The 16,844-nt window shown below is 39.8% G+C and carries 18 protein-coding genes; 9 read left to right on the top strand and 9 right to left on the bottom strand.

The window, feature by feature from the left end:
* Positions 1-4 precede the first annotated feature (4 nt).
* A complete protein-coding gene (locus FZF09_RS07400) occupies positions 5-649 on the top strand; it encodes a class II aldolase/adducin family protein (protein ID WP_233269431.1) in 645 nt (214 codons plus the stop codon).
* An 822-nt stretch (positions 650-1,471) separates the two neighbouring features.
* Here the strand turns inward: FZF09_RS07400 and FZF09_RS07405 are convergent.
* The gene (locus FZF09_RS07405; RefSeq protein WP_158735936.1) at positions 1,472-1,726 is read right to left on the bottom strand and encodes a DNA primase; all 255 of its coding nucleotides are present in this window, start codon (positions 1,724-1,726) and stop codon (positions 1,472-1,474) included.
* A 673-nt stretch (positions 1,727-2,399) separates the two neighbouring features.
* Between FZF09_RS07405 and FZF09_RS07410 the strand changes: the two genes are divergently transcribed.
* From FZF09_RS07410 to hutH, 4 genes are all read left to right on the top strand, one after another.
* Positions 2,400-3,521: a GerAB/ArcD/ProY family transporter gene (locus FZF09_RS07410; protein WP_158735937.1), complete on the top strand. Its 1,122-nt coding sequence runs from the start codon at positions 2,400-2,402 to the stop codon at positions 3,519-3,521.
* Positions 3,522-3,641: 120 nt separating this feature from the next.
* The gene (locus FZF09_RS07415) at positions 3,642-5,057 is read left to right on the top strand and encodes a Na+/H+ antiporter NhaC family protein (protein WP_158735938.1); all 1,416 of its coding nucleotides are present in this window, start codon (positions 3,642-3,644) and stop codon (positions 5,055-5,057) included.
* Positions 5,058-5,228: 171 nt separating this feature from the next.
* The gene (locus tag FZF09_RS07420) at positions 5,229-5,510 is read left to right on the top strand and encodes a hypothetical protein (protein ID WP_158735939.1); all 282 of its coding nucleotides are present in this window, start codon (positions 5,229-5,231) and stop codon (positions 5,508-5,510) included.
* A 547-nt stretch (positions 5,511-6,057) separates the two neighbouring features.
* Positions 6,058-7,548, top strand: a complete 1,491-nt coding sequence (hutH, locus tag FZF09_RS07425) for a histidine ammonia-lyase (RefSeq protein ID WP_158735940.1) — start codon at positions 6,058-6,060, stop codon at positions 7,546-7,548.
* Between the two features lie 136 nt (positions 7,549-7,684).
* Here the strand turns inward: hutH and FZF09_RS07430 are convergent, their stop codons facing one another.
* The 6 genes from FZF09_RS07430 to FZF09_RS07455 form a co-directional block, all read right to left on the bottom strand.
* Positions 7,685-8,884, bottom strand: a complete 1,200-nt coding sequence (locus FZF09_RS07430) for an acetyl-CoA C-acyltransferase (protein WP_158735941.1) — start codon at positions 8,882-8,884, stop codon at positions 7,685-7,687.
* A 1-nt stretch (position 8,885) separates the two neighbouring features.
* Positions 8,886-9,536, bottom strand: coding sequence for a 3-oxoacid CoA-transferase subunit B (locus tag FZF09_RS07435; protein ID WP_158735942.1), 651 nt, complete (start codon positions 9,534-9,536; stop codon positions 8,886-8,888).
* Positions 9,529-10,221: a CoA transferase subunit A gene (locus tag FZF09_RS07440; RefSeq protein WP_158735943.1), complete on the bottom strand. Its 693-nt coding sequence runs from the start codon at positions 10,219-10,221 to the stop codon at positions 9,529-9,531. The genes FZF09_RS07435 and FZF09_RS07440 overlap by 8 nt, the downstream gene beginning before the upstream one ends.
* Positions 10,218-11,066 (bottom strand): alpha/beta fold hydrolase, encoded by an 849-nt coding sequence (locus FZF09_RS07445; RefSeq protein ID WP_158735944.1) that lies wholly within the window; start codon positions 11,064-11,066, stop codon positions 10,218-10,220. Before FZF09_RS07445 ends, FZF09_RS07440 begins: the two co-directional genes overlap by 4 nt.
* Before the next feature lie 77 nt (positions 11,067-11,143).
* On the bottom strand, positions 11,144-11,611 hold the full coding sequence (locus tag FZF09_RS07450) for a DUF3237 domain-containing protein (protein ID WP_158735945.1): 468 nt from the start codon (positions 11,609-11,611) through the stop codon (positions 11,144-11,146).
* 71 nt (positions 11,612-11,682) lie between these two features.
* Positions 11,683-12,804: a muconate/chloromuconate family cycloisomerase gene (locus FZF09_RS07455; protein ID WP_158735946.1), complete on the bottom strand. Its 1,122-nt coding sequence runs from the start codon at positions 12,802-12,804 to the stop codon at positions 11,683-11,685.
* 316 nt (positions 12,805-13,120) lie between these two features.
* Between FZF09_RS07455 and FZF09_RS07460 the strand changes: the two genes are divergently transcribed.
* Positions 13,121-13,924: an IclR family transcriptional regulator domain-containing protein gene (locus tag FZF09_RS07460; RefSeq protein ID WP_199256760.1), complete on the top strand. Its 804-nt coding sequence runs from the start codon at positions 13,121-13,123 to the stop codon at positions 13,922-13,924.
* A gap of 196 nt (positions 13,925-14,120) precedes the next feature.
* On the opposite strand, the gene FZF09_RS07465 is transcribed toward FZF09_RS07460, so the two are convergent.
* Together FZF09_RS07465 and FZF09_RS07470 are read right to left on the bottom strand one after the other, a co-directional pair.
* Entirely contained in the window at positions 14,121-14,333 is a 213-nt protein-coding gene (locus FZF09_RS07465) for an alpha/beta-type small acid-soluble spore protein (protein ID WP_304503058.1), read from the bottom strand.
* A 217-nt stretch (positions 14,334-14,550) separates the two neighbouring features.
* Positions 14,551-14,979 (bottom strand): cell wall hydrolase, encoded by a 429-nt coding sequence (locus FZF09_RS07470; protein WP_158735947.1) that lies wholly within the window; start codon positions 14,977-14,979, stop codon positions 14,551-14,553.
* A 109-nt stretch (positions 14,980-15,088) separates the two neighbouring features.
* Here FZF09_RS07470 and FZF09_RS23010 point away from each other — a divergent pair, with 109 nt between their 5' ends.
* The 3 genes from FZF09_RS23010 to FZF09_RS07480 all read left to right on the top strand — a co-directional run bounded on the left by FZF09_RS23010 (position 15,089) and on the right by FZF09_RS07480 (position 16,597).
* On the top strand, positions 15,089-15,220 hold the full coding sequence (locus FZF09_RS23010) for a hypothetical protein (protein WP_255450428.1): 132 nt from the start codon (positions 15,089-15,091) through the stop codon (positions 15,218-15,220).
* A gap of 271 nt (positions 15,221-15,491) precedes the next feature.
* Positions 15,492-16,007 (top strand): GNAT family N-acetyltransferase, encoded by a 516-nt coding sequence (locus FZF09_RS07475; protein ID WP_158735948.1) that lies wholly within the window; start codon positions 15,492-15,494, stop codon positions 16,005-16,007.
* Positions 16,008-16,117: 110 nt separating this feature from the next.
* Positions 16,118-16,597: a hypothetical protein gene (locus tag FZF09_RS07480; protein ID WP_158735949.1), complete on the top strand. Its 480-nt coding sequence runs from the start codon at positions 16,118-16,120 to the stop codon at positions 16,595-16,597.
* Positions 16,598-16,844 lie beyond the last annotated feature (247 nt).

Consider the following 16,844-nt stretch of genomic DNA (forward strand, 5'->3'; position numbering starts at 1 on the left):
TATTGTGAAGGAAAACAAGAAAATCATTACAGAATTACAACAAACAGGAAAGTTTATGATTGACCATCAATTGGCATGGGGAACAGCTGGCAATATTAGCGCGAGGACAACAGGAGAAGAATTTTTAATTACAGCAAGCGGCACATACTTAGGTGAGTTAAATGAAGAAGATGTTATTATCTACCCAGGAACAAGCAGACAAACCAAACGCCCATCAAAGGAATTCCCTATGCATGAAGCCATTTATAAGAAAAGAAGCGACATTAATGCTATTCTTCACTCTTCTCCTTTTTATAGTACACTGTTAGCCTGTTCGGATTTAGAAATTCCATCCAATTATTTCGTTGAAACGATGTACTATCTTGAAAGAGTCCACAGGGTTAGATATGAACACCCAGGAAGCATTGAATTAGCAGAAGCAGTTCGAGAAAAAGCTAACACTGCAAATATATTCTTGTTGGAAAATCATGGGGTTTTGGTATGTGATACAAGTATTAAAGAAGCGTTAATGGCTGTACAAACTCTAGAATTTGCAGCAAAAATGTTAATTACTGCTTTAGAAAAGAACATTGAAATAAAAGGATTGACTAATGAAGTGATCACTGACTTTCTCGAAAATGCAGGATACAAACCGAGAAGAAATTGGTAGTTGACAGGGACCATCCATTGTTAAAGATATTGAAAGAGACCAAATTACCGATATTTTTTTTAAATAAAAGAGGAACTATCTAAATTTTTATAATATTCCGCTAAAACCTTAAGTAATAGTTTATCATATGATGTCAAAGAAATAGGTGACTAGAATGAATGCATTTCTGCTGGATGTTTTTAAAGCATTTATAATTAATTATTTATTTAATCTTCTTATCTAGCTTTTGATTCTGGTTGTAAATGTGTTTTTCCTTCCCTCTATGCAGGTGTTGTTCAGTAGATCGGTTATTATAGCCCAGTTTGGAGTTCTTTTACCGGTTTCTACTCTACTTACTTTATTACTAATGATTCGGAGGTAGACGGTCAATCGTTATGTCAACGAAAAATGGGTCTCGAGTAGTAAATGAGGGTCTTCCTTTACAACATAGGTGGTTCGAACTCTATTAAAATTTTACCAGAGGAAGTCTCAATTTACTTCTTGTATCGCTTAATCGACGTTGAAGATGGGGGGGGATACCATTCACCTATTATGTTATTGGAGGAAAGCTCTATTTTCATATGAGTGTGGTACTTACGAAAAAGAAACTATTGTTCCATGATCTTATGACGAAAACATATGCTATAAGGAGTCATATCTTCATAATTGGACTTGGCTGACAAAAGTCATCCGGCTTGGAAAGGATTGCTGCTCCGTAGAACGGGGCAATCCTTTTTGGACCGGATACAGGGGCGTGACTTGTCAAATTCCTTTATAATTAAAATGAACGAAAAATATGGTTGCAACGTTATGACAAAATGCGTAAATAATGTCCCTTAAATATTATGCCCCTTCTTCTGTTTCTTCCTCACTGTCTTCTTCTGTGCTTTCTTCCTCTGAATCACTGTCTTCCATATTCTCTTCGGTATCTGTTTCTTCTTCTCCCTGTTCTGTATCTTCATTCAGATCGGTTCCTGCATCTTCTGCTGGTTCTTCATCCATGACGGGTTCCTCTTCTTCTGCTTCTCCGCCGCAAGCTGTAAGTACTCCAATAGCCATTAAAGCTGAAGCAGCAGTGTAAAGTACTTTTTTGTTCATCTTGTAAATCCCTCATTTCCAATTAGATTTTGGGCGCTGATTTTATACATGAGAAAAGACTAAGGCTTCTGCCATTTGAACTCAGCGGAAAGCCAAATTTTTCTAATCAGCTAAAAATAACCTACCAGAGAGGGGAAGCTTCGTCTATGTCTTGCGTCTGTTTTTGAAGCTGTTTTATATTATTTCATGACATTATGGTAATTATTGGTTGAAATTGAAATTGTTAGGTATTATTATTAATTTGCTTTTAACATCATTAAAATTGTAAATTTTCGCAAGGAAGATTTTTATAAATAAATGAATTTCATCATTCATTTCTTGTCATTGTAAACGAACATTATATAATATTTTCTCGTTATCGTAGTGTCTTTTTTGCAGCAGGCTTGGCTTCAGTCTTCTCGGCATTAAGCTGTCTGCGGGGTTTTCAGAACTCACCGCCTTCTACAACAATCGATATAATGTTCGATATTGATAATCATGAATAAAAATCCGTTGCAAGGACATACTAAATTTTTTAAATTCCATGTTCTTAGGATCACTCGTATGGCTTAGAATTTCGTTTATTTCTCGAACGCGTCGTGCATATTACGATTAATACATTCTCACGGCCCCATGAGTAAACATCAAAATCATTTCATTTGAGATTGTAAGAATAAAAGGATGTGACCAATGAGTGGAGAAAGCAAAGATCAATGCAAGCCAGCTCTTTGTTCTGATGTTTTTGTTCGGACATGGCAGTGCTATCTTGATCCCTCTTGGTGTTGATGCAAAGCAAGATGCCTGGCTTGCCGTCCTTTTGGGAATGGTGGGCGGTTTGTTCATGTTTTTGATTTATCACCGTTTGTATCAATATTATCCGGACACGATGCCAACCGAGTATATGCAAAAAATAATCGGGAAATTTTTCGGCAAGGTTCTCGCTTGTGTTTATATCGTGTATTTTTTATACCTAGCAGCAAGAATACTGCGGGATTTTGGGGAAATGCTCGTAACATTTTCCTATCAGGAGACTCCACTGTTTATTACCAATGCACTGCTTCTTCTTGTCATCGTATATGCCGTCTGTAATGGCATTGAAGTATTAGCGAGAACAGGGGAGTTTCTTTTTATAATAATGTATCTATTTGCGATTGTTGGATTCGTGTTACTTGTGATTTCTGGTGTCATGGATCTAAACAATTTGAAACCGGTTCTCGAAGAAGGCATGGGGCGTGTACTCAACACCTTCTTTACGCAAACATGGTACGTTTCTTTTGGAGAGGTTATCGTTTTTGCAATGATACTGCCATATGTTAACAGACCGAAAAAAGTGAAAATGGCCGGAATGTCAGCCATTGCTATCATCGGCATTAACCTTGCGATCGTTATGGCAGTTGATATCACAGTTCTTGGCGTTGATATTTATACACGTTCGCAGTTTCCGCTTCTTTCTACAATTCAATCGATTGAGGTGGCTGAATTTCTGGAACGGTTAGACGTCTTTTTTATGATTACACTTATTATCGGTGGTTTTATTAAAGTAAGTATCTTTTTTTATGCAGGCGTGATCGGAACATCTATCTTGTTTAACGTGAAAGAGAAGGCCAAGCTTGTATACCCGCTTGGAGTTGTCGTCTTGTTTTTTTCCATGATTGTTGCAAGCAGTATCTCGGAACATAACTATGAAGGGATGCGGATCATACCACTGCTAATGCATTTACCTCTTCAAATTATCATTCCTGTTTTGCTGCTGCTTTTTGCTGTAATAAAAAATAGAAAGTTAAGGAAAGGCGAGAATAATAGAAGAAGCGGATAAACATCGGGAGATGCACATTGATCCGCTCACAAATCTTGATTTCTGACAAAGTACATGTTTTTGCTTTTTATTCCATAAACTAAACAGGGTCACAAACGATAAAGTTAGGTGAATGTACATATGGATTCTAATTGGATGTCAATTATTCCGTTTTTAGTGGTTATGCCCATAGCTATTATTACAAGACAAGTGCTTCCTGGACTGATATTAGGCTTGCTCGTTGGTTCTTATATTGTCTCTCCTTCTGTTATCGGCGGGATGCAAGCGATGCTTGGATATGTGGTGGAAGCATTAATTGACGAAAACAATATAAAAATAATTGTGTTTTTATATGCTTTTTCCGGTCTGATTGGGATGATTAAATTTTGCGGCGGGATTAAAGGATTTGTGGAAAAAGCATCTGAAAAAATAACCTCAAAAAAAGAGGCCTTGTTTCTTACTTATATTTCAACGATTGGCACATTCAGTGCTCCGACGTTCCGTTTCGTTACGATTGCACCGATTATGAAAGCACTGCTTAAAAAAGTAAAAATGAGCACGAAAGAACTTGGATTTGTGATTGAGACCACTTCTACTCCTATTATTGTGTTAATACCAGTGGCCACCGCTTTTGTAGGATACATGGTGTCAGTCGTGCAAATTTCTGTGAAAAATCAAGCAGGTGCAGGAGATCCGTATGATTTGTTTCTGCAAAGTATACCTTTCAATTTTTTTGCAATCGTTATTATTTTATTAGGAATATACTTAAGCTTTTTTCACCACTCCAGCTCTGAGGCTCCAACTCAAATAGAAGACAACAAGGAAAACGAAGAAGAAGAGGATGATTGGCATGACTGCCACCCGGCGGTTGCAAAAGAACTGCCTACTAAGCCATGGAATTTGATTCTTCCTGTTGCTATCGTCATCAGCTTGACACTATTTTTGACGTGGTGGGATGGGTACGTTCAAGGCTATGCTTTCCCGCAAGCTTTTATTGAAGCAGATGTATTAGAAGCCATGGTGATTGCGCTTTTAATTACATCGCTCGTTACTGTCGTTTTCTTCTTATTCCAAAAGTTTAAATTAAAAGATATTATCAACAGCTTTGTTGTCGGTGGAAATGAATTAATGTCGGTGATTGTACTCTTGTCTGTTGTATGGGGGTTATCTTCGGTCACCGAAGAGCTCGGCTTTTCTGGTTTTGTTACGGAACATAGCGGCTGGATTCCTGAAATGTTTATTACGCCGCTTATGTTTGTATTTGGGGCAGGGGTTTCTTATTTTATTGGTTCCGCGTGGGGGACGTGGGGGATTTTAATGCCGCTTGGAGTGTCGCTGTCGATGGCAGCTGATATTTCGTTGCCTTTGATTATAGGAGCAGTATTTGCGAGCGGTTCGTTTGGAGCGTTTGCTTCCCCGTTAAGCGATGATACCAATACGATTGCAAGAATTTTAAATGTAACCGTGGTCGATTATGCGCATTACAAATTAAAACCAGCATTAATAGCTGCTGGAATCGCTACGATTCTTTACGCAGGTACTTCCTTTTTTCTTTAAGATAGTCATTGAACGGGGATTCGTTTATGCACATTGTCCTCCTTTGCATATGCTATGGCTATAGAAGGAGGGAAGTTATGGGCAAAAAAAAAAAGGGCAAAAGCAAGAAGGCAGTCATTAAACGTAAAAAACGGAAGAAAAACCAAAAGGTCACATTTATCGTAAAAGCAAATGGAATTAAAAGCAAAGTTATTTACCCGATGCCAAAAATTTTTCAGGGTGACAACGGTTATTAACAATCAGTTTACGGATTCGCCAAATACGACGCAAATCGCCAGCGGGGCTGGAAAAAGCAGTGCGGCTGGAAGTAATGCTGCCCTTAACTCATTAAACACAGAACAGCAGCAAAGTGCAGGAGCGCAAGGGAAAGCGAAAAATATAGGAATGAAAGGCAAGCAAACCAAGTCGTCAAAAAGAAAAAACGCCGAAAGAATCAAAATGAAATTGTATTAGCCATTAATAATCAAAAGAATCGAACAAAGGGTACTCAATCAGCAGCTACCCAAGTAGCAAGCGGAGGCGGAAAGTACAGCAGCGGCGGAACAAATGCCGCCATTAGCAGCTCTAACACGAAACAACAACAATCCGTAGGCGGAGGAAAAGGGGCATTAGGTCTTAATAAAGGAATAAAAAACAAACAAAAGAAAAAGAAGAAAAGAAGAAAACGAAACAGTCGCTAAAACCATTAAGAATACGATTATTTTTTTGCACTTATTTCATTTTTATCTTTCAAAAAACTTTCAAAAACTCTGAAATATTAAAGTTTCGGAGTTTTTTTGTGTCATTAATAAGCATACCTATAAGTAAAGGGACTCCCATAGGCAAGAGTGAATGAAGTGATAGATCCAGCTAGCAGGACAATATTCAAAAGCAACAGCCATGATTTTGTTTGTGTAGACCCGATTAAAGATGTCGTGGAACAATCCATGAAAAGTACTGTCCACCATGCTGTCCTTTTTAACTGGGTATTGTAAAAGGTAAGAGTTGGGAAGTGGAATATATGGTGGTGTTAACAGGTGATTCCCTTCGTTTTTCAGAAGTAAAGAAAGTACTGTTTGAAGATGAGATAGTTATTGCTTCAGACAAAAGCATGGAAAAGGTAAAAAGAAGCCGTAAAGCTGTGGAAGATATCGTAGAAAAAGAGAGGGTTATTTACGGTATCACCACAGGCTTTGGAAAATTCAGCGATGTGCTTATTCAAAAAGAAGATGTGAAAGAGCTTCAAAAAAACTTAATATATTCCCATGCATGCGGGGTGGGGGATCCGTTTCCTGAAATCGTTTCACGGGCTATGCTTCTTTTGAGGGCAAACGCACTTTTAAAAGGATATTCCGGGGTGCGTCCGCTCTTAATCAATCGTTTGATTGAATTGCTAAATAAACGCATTCACCCGGTAATACCTCAGCAAGGTTCGCTTGGAGCAAGCGGTGATTTGGCGCCGTTATCCCACTTAGCATTAGTCCTTCTTGGTGAAGGAGACGTGTTTTATAAAAAGCAAATAATTCCTGCTGATACTGCCTTAAAAAAAGAAGGGGTACTACCGGTTATTCTAACAGCAAAAGAAGGGCTTGCACTTATAAACGGAACCCAGACGACGACAGCAATGGGTGTTATCGCTTATTTGAAAGCAGAAAAGCTGGCCTATCAATCGGAGATCATAGCTGCACTCACCATAGAAGGACTGTGCGGAATTATTGATGCGTTTGATGAAGATATTCATTTGGCACGGGGCTATCCAGAGCAAATAGAGGTGGCAAAACGGATGCGTCATTATGTAAAAGGCAGCCATTTAACGACGAGACAAGGAGAACTGCGGGTCCAAGATGCCTATTCTCTTCGGTGCATTCCACAAGTTCACGGAGCGACGTGGCAGACACTTCATTATGTAAAAGATAAGCTGGAAATCGAAGTGAACGCTGCCACGGATAATCCGCTTATTTTTGATAATGGAAGGAAAGTGATTTCCGGCGGAAATTTTCACGGACAGCCGATCGCACTGGCACTGGATTTTTTAGGAATTGCTGCGGCAGAGCTAGCTAATATATCGGAACGCCGTATTGAACGGCTTGTTAACCCGCAATTGAATGATTTACCCCCATTTTTAAGTCCAGAACCAGGCCTGCAATCTGGGGCGATGATTATGCAATATACAGCAGCTTCGCTCGTTTCGGAAAATAAAACGCTGGCACATCCAGCCAGTGTCGATTCGATTCCATCCTCGGCGAACCAAGAAGATCATGTCAGCATGGGAACGATTGCTGCAAGGCATGCAGCAAAAATTATTGAAAATGCCACGCGCGTACTAGCGATTGAAGCCATTTGCAGCATGCAGGCAGTTGAATATCGGGGAAAAGATAAAATGGCACCTAAGACGAGAGCCTTTCTAGAAAAAGGAAGAGCTGTCGTACCATTCATAACGGCAGATAGAATGTTTTATAAAGACATCCAAGCGATGTATCGGTGGTTGAAAAAAAGTACCGCGGAATTCTAATAAAAATTATAACAACATGCCGGTAAAAACAACTTAAATTTTTGCATCTCCAAAATAGGAGCTGCTAGGTTGGCAGCTCCCCTCACGTCTGTTTGGTTTATTTCTGCTATGCCTGTAAAAACATCAGATTCAAGCGTTATATATTTTCTACTGCTACAGATATACCTTGGCCTACACCGATACACATTGCAGCCAGTCCTAAACCAGCATCCTGCTTTTTCATTTCATGAATTAAGGTCGTTAATATTCTCGCACCGCTGGCTCCTAATGGATGCCCAATCGCAATGGCCCCACCGTTAACGTTTACTTTTTCTCTATTTAATTCGAGTTGTTTTATGCATTCGAGTGATTGAGAAGCGAAGGCTTCATTTAATTCTATCAGATCAAAGTCACTGCTTTTAAATAGATTTCGTTTCATTAACTTCTGGGTAGAGGCAATCGGACCGATTCCCATAACAGATGGCTCTACGCCGGCTGCTGCAGAAGCTTTGAACCGTACTAGTGGTTTTAAGCCGAGTTTTTTGGCACGGCCAGCACTCATGATTAATAGAGCAGAAGCCCCGTCATTCACACCAGAAGCATTTCCTGCCGTGATGGTTCCGTCTTTAAAAAGGGGAGGGAGGGTTTTTAATTTTTCTAGTGTTGTATTTGGACGAGGATGTTCATCGCTGTCTATTACGGTTTTGTTACCCTTTTTGTCTGTAATAGTAACTGGAACAATTTCTTCATTAAAACGTTGACACTCTATAGCCGTTTTCGTACGCATTTGACTTTGATAAGCAAACTCGTCCTGTTCTTCGCGAGAGATATGAAACCGTTTCGCCACATTTTCAGCTGTTTCGGGCATAGAATCTATTCCGTACATTTCTTTCATTTTAGGGTTTGGAAAACGCCAGCCAATCGTAGTATCTAACATTTCCATATTTCCGCGCGGAAAATCTTTTTCTGGTTTTTTCATTACAAAAGGAGCCCGGGTCATGCTTTCGGTTCCGCCGGCAATTAAGATGTCTTCTTCGCCTGATAAAATAGCACGAGCTGCGGTGCTGACTGCATCGAGGCTGGAGCCGCATAAGCGGTTTACCGTTGTTCCACTAACTGTTTGCGGCAATCCTGCTAAAAGGGTAGACATTCTTGCGACATTACGGTTTTCTTCCCCTGCACCATTTGCATTTCCAAAGATAACGTCATCGATTTCTTCTGCTGGAAGGTTGGGATTACGTTCCATTAGAGCTTTAATAACCACAGCTCCAAGATCATCCGGTCGTACGTCTTTCAGAGCTCCTTTATATCGGCCGATCGGTGTCCGCACAGCATCAACAAACACCACTTCGTTCATCTTATTTCGTCTCCTTTTGCAATAGCTGTTCATTAATACGGTAAGCTGCGGTCGTATGACCTTCTACATCGTTTAATGTTGTATCACCAATTAACTCCGTCAGCTCATATCCGTCGTCTTTCCATTTGAATACCGCCATGTCAGTGATGATGACATCGGCTTTGCGGTTTGACGTAATAGGATAAGAGCATTTGTCTACGAGTTTAGGAGAACCGTCTTTGGAAACGTGGTTGGTAGTTATAATGATTTTTTTAGCACCGACAAGCAAGTCCATCGCTCCACCGACGCCAATAATATTTTTACCAGGGATGGCCCAATTGGCAACCAGTCCATTTGAATCGACTTGGAGAGCGCCGAGAATGGCTACATCCACATGCTCGCCGCGGATCATGGCAAAAGAGTCTGCGCTATGAAAATAGGAAGCTCCTACTGCTTCTCCCACAGGAAGTTTTCCGGCATTTACGAGAAGAGGATCAATATCTTCTTCTTCAACAGAAGTGACACCAAGAAGTCCGTTTTCTGTATGCAAGTAGTAATTATCTTTATCCAAATAGTTAGCAACGAGTGTCGGGATACCAATGCCTAAGTTAACGATCGAATGAGGAGAAAGTTCTTCGGCTGCTCGTTTTGCAATCATTTCTTTTTTACTCACGCTCAATCACCCCGTCTTTTGTCAGGATTAAACGACTTTTGATCACAGCGTCCACGTACAGGTGAGGAGTTACGATTTCTTCAGGGGACAGTTCGCCTTCTTCTACAATCTCGTCCACCTCTGCAATAACGTATTTGGCAGCGGATGCCATGATAGGGTTGAAATTTCGCGCTGTTTTGTAGTAGACAAGATTTCCTTTTGTATCTGCCTTAAAAGCACGAACCAAAGCTACATCTGCTTTGAGAGCTTTTTCTAGCAAATAGGTTTCTCCGTCTATTTCTTTCGTTTCTTTGCCTTTAGCTAGGTCTGTTCCTACAGCTGTTTTCGTGTAAAATCCGCCTATTCCGGCACCACCGGCACGAATGGCTTCAGAAAACGTTCCCTGCGGAAGCAATTCCAGCTCAAGCTTGCCTTCATTGTACCACTGGGCCACTTCCCGGTTGCTCGTGAAATAAGAACCAACGGCTTTTTTTAATTTTCCTTGCTGCAATAGAATGCCAAGCCCTTTTCCAGCTTCTCCTACATTGTTGCTAATAATCGTCAGCTCTGAAGCGTCACGTTTTGTTAGTGCATCAATTAAAGTGAGCGGGCTTCCGATAAGACCAAATCCTCCGACCATGATGGTGTCTCCTGTTTGTACGTTCTCTATGACGTGTTGAGCTTCTTCTGTTATTGCTACAGTCATGATTTTACCCCTCCATTCGCTAAAAAGTGTTGAATGTGTTCCAACACTTTCGGCTGTTTATTAAACACGAGTTCGTAATGGTTAACAGGTGTCCTTTCTGTTTGCAAACGGCTGATATGTTTTTTGGTATCGTTGAATGCTTCTTCTTTAAAAAGAGCTTTATTGTTTTTCATCGCACCGGCAGCAATAATTAATAATGTTTCACAAGAAATAGAAGAACAAACCGTACGAGGATCAAAGGAATAAAGGCTTTCAAAATCTTGTTTGGTCAAAGCGTAATCTGATTTGTGTGTCCACTGGCTGCCGTCTTGCTTCACTTCATATCGGGCAATTTCTTCTAATTTGCTGTCCCAGTGAATGTTAAGGTTTTGATAGAGGTTTTTTGTTTCTTTGACGTATGCTTCTTGGGAGGAATATGATTTTTCAAGACGACTTAAAGAAGGAATAACAAGGTCTCGTGTCGTTTCATTGGCTTCACCGGCTCCGTCTAAAAGAATAAGAGCTTCGACGTTTGAAAGTCTGCTTGCTGTAATGGCACAAATATAAGCACCCATCGAATAACCCATTAGAATAGGGCGTTCTATTTTCAATGTTTTAATAAGATCGATGAAATCATCTGTATGGGTGTAAATGGATGTGTCAGGATCTGCTTTATCGCTATTGCCGCGCCCTAGAATGTCATAGCTGATAAATCGATAGTTTTCTAAAAAGGCTTCTTGATAATAATGAAGCTGCTTATGATTGCCAGTTAGACCGTGAGCGGCAATGATTGTACCTCGATCACCGCCTGGGGTGTCGTGAATATAAAGCGTACGCCCGCTTTTGGTGGTTAGATACTCTCCCATGCTTTTTCGTATCCTTTCTTTTTTTACTTTAGTAAAATGTAAACTAACTAAAGGAACAAAGTATAAGCTTTGTCCATTTAGTCAACGGTGTAAATCGAATAGTTGACTTTACCTGGAAGTCGAATACCTTTTGAGACAAACAAACGTCTATTCAGCCAATCATATTTTGGAGAAGCAGTTTCAAAAACAGGAGAGGTTCTAAAGTAGTATTCATCCGGGTCGACCTCTTCGTTGTGATCAAGGCGCTTTAAAACTTCCGGTTCCCCGGTGCGGATCCCGCGGTAAGTCATTAATATTAATGCTTCATCGTCTGTTTTTAAAAGAATGCGAACGTCTTGAATAATCGTTCCGTCTTCACGAACGGTAATCCAGTCATCGCCACCGGGAACAACCTCAGCAATTAGTTTTTCACCTTGCAGTGAGCCGCCGGTTACTCGGATCACGCGTCTGTTTCCAATGGGTGTTTTTCCTGGTAAATGAGCACCCTCTACCGTTAATTCCATGTCAGCTAAAAAGGAAAGGGAGGGGGCAGATAAATGTCTCATAACGTCGATTCTCCTTTTTAATTCGTCTAACTTTAGTGCAAAAATCGTGTGGTTCTTGCACTTGCGATTTCTTATTGTCGAAGGTAAGCGGAAACTTTTTCTTCATCTAGTTCCACACCCAGCCCAGGTTTATCAGGAACGTATATATATCCGTCTTTTATGGTGACAGGTTCTTTCACGGGGTCATCGGCAAGCCAGTCCGGACCGAACAATTCACTTCCATAATCAAGGTTAGGAATAGAAGCGTAAGCATGTACACAAGCAGCTGTGCCGATTGAGCTCTCTAATGAAGTTCCGCCAAAGCAGGAAATGCCAGATGCCTCGGCGATACCTGCTACTTTGATTGTGTTTTTCATTCCGCCGGCTTTATGAATTTTTAAAGAGAAAATATCGGCAGCGTCTGCTTTGGCAAGCCGCATCGCATCATCAATCGTAGAAGCGCTTTCATCTGCCATGATAGGGACCTTTTTCATCGCAGCTAAACGAGCTAATCCTTCTACATCTTGAGGAGGAAGCGGTTGTTCGAGAAAATCAATGCCAGCGTCGAAAAAATCTCCCATCCATTTCATGGAGGTTAATCGGTCCCAAGATCCGTTTGGATCTATGCCGATGGTGGAGTGAGCGCGGATTCCTTCAGCGATTCGGATGGAACGTTTTGCATCATCTTCTGGTGCTTCTTTTCCTGATTTCGTCTTAAAATTGTCGTATTTACCGGATGTAACATACTCTTTTGCTTCCTCGATATCGCCTTCTGGAGTGCCCGATGCCAAAGCCCAGCGAACAGGTATTTTATCTTTATGGAGGGTTCCTAAAAGCTGATGGACGGGAATGTTGTACCATTTACCTAGAGCATCCAGAAGCGCCATTTCGACTGTTGCTTTTGCAAAGTAATTCCCGCGAATTTGACGGTTCATTTTTTGTAACAATGCTTCTGTAAGAACAGGGTCTTGGTCCAAAAGAAGCGGGGTAACATATTGGTCAATAACAAGCTTCATCGTTTCGACGCTTTCGCCATTCCAAAAGATACCTGGTGTTGTACCTTCACCAATTCCTATAATACCGTTGCTCAATTCTACTTTTAATAAAACAAAACTTTTCGAAGATACTTTTACGGCTGAAAATTGGTGAGGACGTTTAATCGGAATATCTAACAGTTGGGCTGTTATGTTTTTAATTGTTACTTTTTCCATCATATCCTCCGTTCTAGTGAAATGACTGCTTTGTCAACTTTCAAAATGTAAATGTGCTCGTCTAGAAAGAAACCGTTCCCTTTAGAATAGGAAAGAATAATTGGCAGCCATTCCGGCATTTGTTGTACGCATTGCGATCACTTGTACGTTATGTGTTTTTATTGTATTATTGGGTAACGTAATTGTCAATTTATTTTGATAAGTTTGATAATTACCGCATGTAAATGGGGTGAAGGTATAAAAATACCGCAAATATTTATAAAGGTGAATCAATTTCATAAGTGCTAAATACTAAGGTTAGAAAAGGGGGACTTGAATCTTGAAAAAAGAAAGGAAGGATTTTGCGGAGTCTAGGGATTTTATTAAATCCTTAGAGAAAGGCTTAACCGTTTTAAAAGCATTCTCAGCAGAACAGCCCATTTTGTCTGTTTCAGAAGCTGCAGATTTAACTGGATACAGCCGGCCGACAGTGCGCCGGATATTTATAACATTACATACATTAGGATACGTAAACGAAAAAAATGGAAGATACGTTTTAACAGCTCGGGTTTTATCTCTTGGATATTCCTATCTCTCGTCGCAAAACATATGGAATGTTGCCATGCCTTATATAGAAGAACTGGTAAAGCAAACCCAAGAATCTTCGTCTATATCTGTTCTTGATTACGATGAAGTCGTGTACGTTGCCCGTGTTCCAACTGAACGTATTATGACGATATCGTTGAATGTAGGTTCGCGCTTGCCTGCTTATGCTACGTCCATGGGAAAAGTGCTGCTGGCATATTTACCAGAAACAGAAAAAGAAGCGTATTTAAACCATTTTTCAGCAGAAAAATTAACCCCAAACACAAAAATTGATCCAGATGAATTACGTAAAGAATTAAACGTCATAAAAGAACAAGGCTGGTCATTTGCAAATGAAGAGTTAGAAGAAGGTGTTCGTTCTATTGCAGTGCCGATATATAATAATCGCAATGAAGCCTATGCTGCTGTGAATTGTTCTGCGAATGCAAGCAGGGTGAGCGGGAAACATATGAAAGAAAAGTACCTTCCGTTGTTAAAAAGCACAGCCAACCGAATAAGCCAAGATTTAACTGCCTATCAAAGCTCTTTTAATCTGTAGGAAGCGAATATTTTGCAGGAAGGATGGAAAAGGAATGTCAACTCCGGGGCAGAAGTTAAAATATAATGGAAGTGGTTCTATTGCAAATGATGACAGAGACGGCTGACAGCATCATCATTTGTTGAATCCACGTATCATATGAAAATGAGGATACACGCGAGAAAGAAGAGGGGGAAATATCCCCCTCTTCTAATTCTTACTGTCTGCCGCTCATTTGCTGTTCTGCCATTTGGACAAGACGTTTGGTGATCTCGCCTCCAACAGAACCATTCGATCTTGACGTGGAATCTGCTCCTAGCTGAACGCCAAACTCTTGAGCAATTTCCATTTTCATTTGATCAAGGGCTTGCTGCATTCCTGGAACGAGAAGTTGATTAGAATTGTTACTTCTGTTTTGTTGTACCATCATGCGACCCTCCTTTTCTTGTAGTTGGTGTTAATATTTCCTAAAAGAATAAAATCATGCAAAAAAAAGCACAAGCAAAAATTTCCTTTTTGCTCGTGCTTTTTTGGTTCATCTACAAGAAAGACAAGGAGGGAAGATGAATAAACAAACGAAAAGATAATAAAAATGGAAAATAGGGACGTCCCAAACATCCCTTTCATACAATCAGCTTGCCTATTCCTTAAAACACGCCATAAACTTCGTCACATTCTCCTTGTACTGGCTCATAAAAACAGTGGAGTTTGTATCGGCCCACAAGCTCTTGGCCGTACCAAGTAGGCGGACAATCACCTGGCGGCCTAAAATACCATAAACTGTACTTAGCAGGCCAGCGTCTTTCCCCATTTATAGATCGGCGCGCTAAACGTTTTTCACTTTCTCTGGCTCTTTGATAAAACATACCATGCTGCACTGCCTCATATGCCGTGGGTTGATGAATCACTTCAGGCAAGGTACGTAAATCTTCAAAATCGGAGCAATTAACTCTAACTCGATTAACTGTAACAGCTCCAACATGAAGCATGCCTAATTTTCCTTCTCCCACGGCTTCTGCTCGAAGCAATCTTGCTAAAAGATTGATATCTTTACTTGGAGCCTTTATAACAGCCATGTATTCACCTCCAATGATTAACCTACCTTTATAAATATTCGTAATAAGTTAAATTAATGCCTTTTTTGTAGATGTTTGTTGTCAATTCTTGTATATAAGCTGCCGCAATATGACTTTTGCCTGGGAAGAAAAACTACAAAAGTTTATTTCAATTACAACCGAGGAGAGAGGAATAAAGAAACAATTAAAAGCAGGAAATGAAGCATATGAAGAAAAAAATCCGTTAGTTGTATGTATTTAAAAAAGGAACAAGAAAACGATTTTTAATGGTCGCTTAGAAAAACGTATCTTTTCCTAACATAGTCATTTTCATTTTACAATCGCGCCTTTATATAGGGAGCATTTTTTATATGGGGTCATATAAATATATTACACCTGAATCAATTTCATAAGTGCTGTTTTGCTTATAAAAATCGAACGATGACGAGGGGATTTTATATAACGTACGTTTATAATGATAAAAAAGGAAATAATCCCTTGATTCAAAATCATTATTAAGGATAGTGAAGTGCATGAAAATTATTCCGTTTACATTAGAAGGATATTATTTTATTAAAATGGTTGAGTTATATCTCACTCTTTTTAAAGCAGACCCAACAGTTATGAAAAAGCAATTTCAGCAGCATTCCAGGAATCCAAATTTTGAAGGATATTTGGCTGTTATTAATAATCAAGTTGTAGGATATATATACGGCTATACCTCTCGTAGAGGCCAGTATTACCATCATTTATTGGCAAAACATTTACTGTCCAATGAAGGATGGCTGAAAGACTGTATGGAACTTGCGGAGTTAGGTGTTCATCCCAGGTACAGAAGGCGGGGGATTGCTAAGACGCTCATTCATCTTTTACTTCAAAATAGACAGGAAAAAACAGCTTTATTAACGGTGCGTAAAAATAACCATAATGCGGTTTCTTTTTACAAAAAGCAAGGGTGGGTAGTTATCCGAGATGGTTTTTATCCACATACACCTTATGAATTCCTCATTATGGGAAAGGTAATAAACACAGTAAAATCGATTGGATGAGATTCTACAAGTTAGATAATACATTTTTTGATTAGTAAAAGTATTGTTGTAACTTATTCCCAATTCCATACGTCTTATTAGTAATAATAGATAAGACGTGGGGGGATAAGATGCCGTTTATAGTTTGTTTGTTAGGTATATTGCTAATTTCTGCAGGTTGTACGTCCAATGAAACGGTGATTCTGCCTGAAGATATACCCAACTATGTTCAAGAAAGTGACTTTGAAAAAATTGATTGGGAAAGAAATGCGCAGGAATTTGGTGATAGAGGAGTGATTGGAAATGAAAACAAATCCGGAGTAATTGGTGCTGATCTGCCAAGCGTAGATCGGCAAAAATGGATGTGGCACCTTTGGGGAGTGAAAAATCCAGAAACTGTAGATTTAACCATTGTCGGCTTCAATAAAGAAACAGAAACTGTGCACCAAATCTTAGTAAATGGCTGGACAGGGGAAATTGCAGGAGCGAACAATGGAGCAGATGCACATATGCCTTCAAATGTTGAGGTACCTAAGACGGGGGAGTGGGCGATGCTGCTTTATGCGGACGGAGATCTATTTGATATTTTATTTTATGATATAAGCGAATAAAAAATATTTATTGTTTGATTCAAAATAAAAACAGTAAACATTTCCTGGATATGGAGACTCTCCAATATATTATTTTGTGGATTATTGTGTTTTCTGTTATTGTGGGAGCCGTTTACGACTTGATTGAAGGTTTTCGGAAAGCAAAAATGAAACATTACGAATAAGTTAGAAGTGCGACGAGAGGCTGGGACAAAACCCAGTAATTAAAAAGAGTGGTCCTCGCCAATACGTTGGTGAGGACCACTCT

The organism is Alteribacillus sp. YIM 98480, from assembly GCF_009765375.1.
Taxonomy (GTDB): Bacteria; Bacillota; Bacilli; order Bacillales; family Marinococcaceae; genus Alteribacillus.

Bases quoted from the DNA above. Each gene is read 5' to 3' on its own strand.
- hutH (WP_158735940.1), top strand. From the start codon at position 6,058: ATGGTGGTGTTAACAGGTGATTCCCTTCGTTTTTCAGAAGTAAAGAAA.
- FZF09_RS07470 (WP_158735947.1), bottom strand. From the start codon at position 14,979: ATGGCTGTTATAAAGGCTCCAAGTAAAGATATCAATCTTTTAGCAAGA.
- FZF09_RS07455 (WP_158735946.1), bottom strand. From the start codon at position 12,804: ATGATGGAAAAAGTAACAATTAAAAACATAACAGCCCAACTGTTAGAT.
- FZF09_RS07445 (WP_158735944.1), bottom strand. From the start codon at position 11,066: ATGGGAGAGTATCTAACCACCAAAAGCGGGCGTACGCTTTATATTCAC.
- FZF09_RS07480 (WP_158735949.1), top strand. From the start codon at position 16,118: ATGCCGTTTATAGTTTGTTTGTTAGGTATATTGCTAATTTCTGCAGGT.
- FZF09_RS07430 (WP_158735941.1), bottom strand. From the start codon at position 8,884: ATGAACGAAGTGGTGTTTGTTGATGCTGTGCGGACACCGATCGGCCGA.
- FZF09_RS07465 (WP_304503058.1), bottom strand. From the start codon at position 14,333: ATGATGGTACAACAAAACAGAAGTAACAATTCTAATCAACTTCTCGTT.
- FZF09_RS07450 (WP_158735945.1), bottom strand. From the start codon at position 11,611: ATGAGACATTTATCTGCCCCCTCCCTTTCCTTTTTAGCTGACATGGAA.
- FZF09_RS23010 (WP_255450428.1), top strand. From the start codon at position 15,089: ATGACTTTTGCCTGGGAAGAAAAACTACAAAAGTTTATTTCAATTACA.
- FZF09_RS07440 (WP_158735943.1), bottom strand. From the start codon at position 10,221: ATGACTGTAGCAATAACAGAAGAAGCTCAACACGTCATAGAGAACGTA.
- FZF09_RS07475 (WP_158735948.1), top strand. From the start codon at position 15,492: ATGAAAATTATTCCGTTTACATTAGAAGGATATTATTTTATTAAAATG.
- FZF09_RS07415 (WP_158735938.1), top strand. From the start codon at position 3,642: ATGGATTCTAATTGGATGTCAATTATTCCGTTTTTAGTGGTTATGCCC.
- FZF09_RS07405 (WP_158735936.1), bottom strand. From the start codon at position 1,726: ATGAACAAAAAAGTACTTTACACTGCTGCTTCAGCTTTAATGGCTATT.
- FZF09_RS07420 (WP_158735939.1), top strand. From the start codon at position 5,229: ATGGAATTAAAAGCAAAGTTATTTACCCGATGCCAAAAATTTTTCAGG.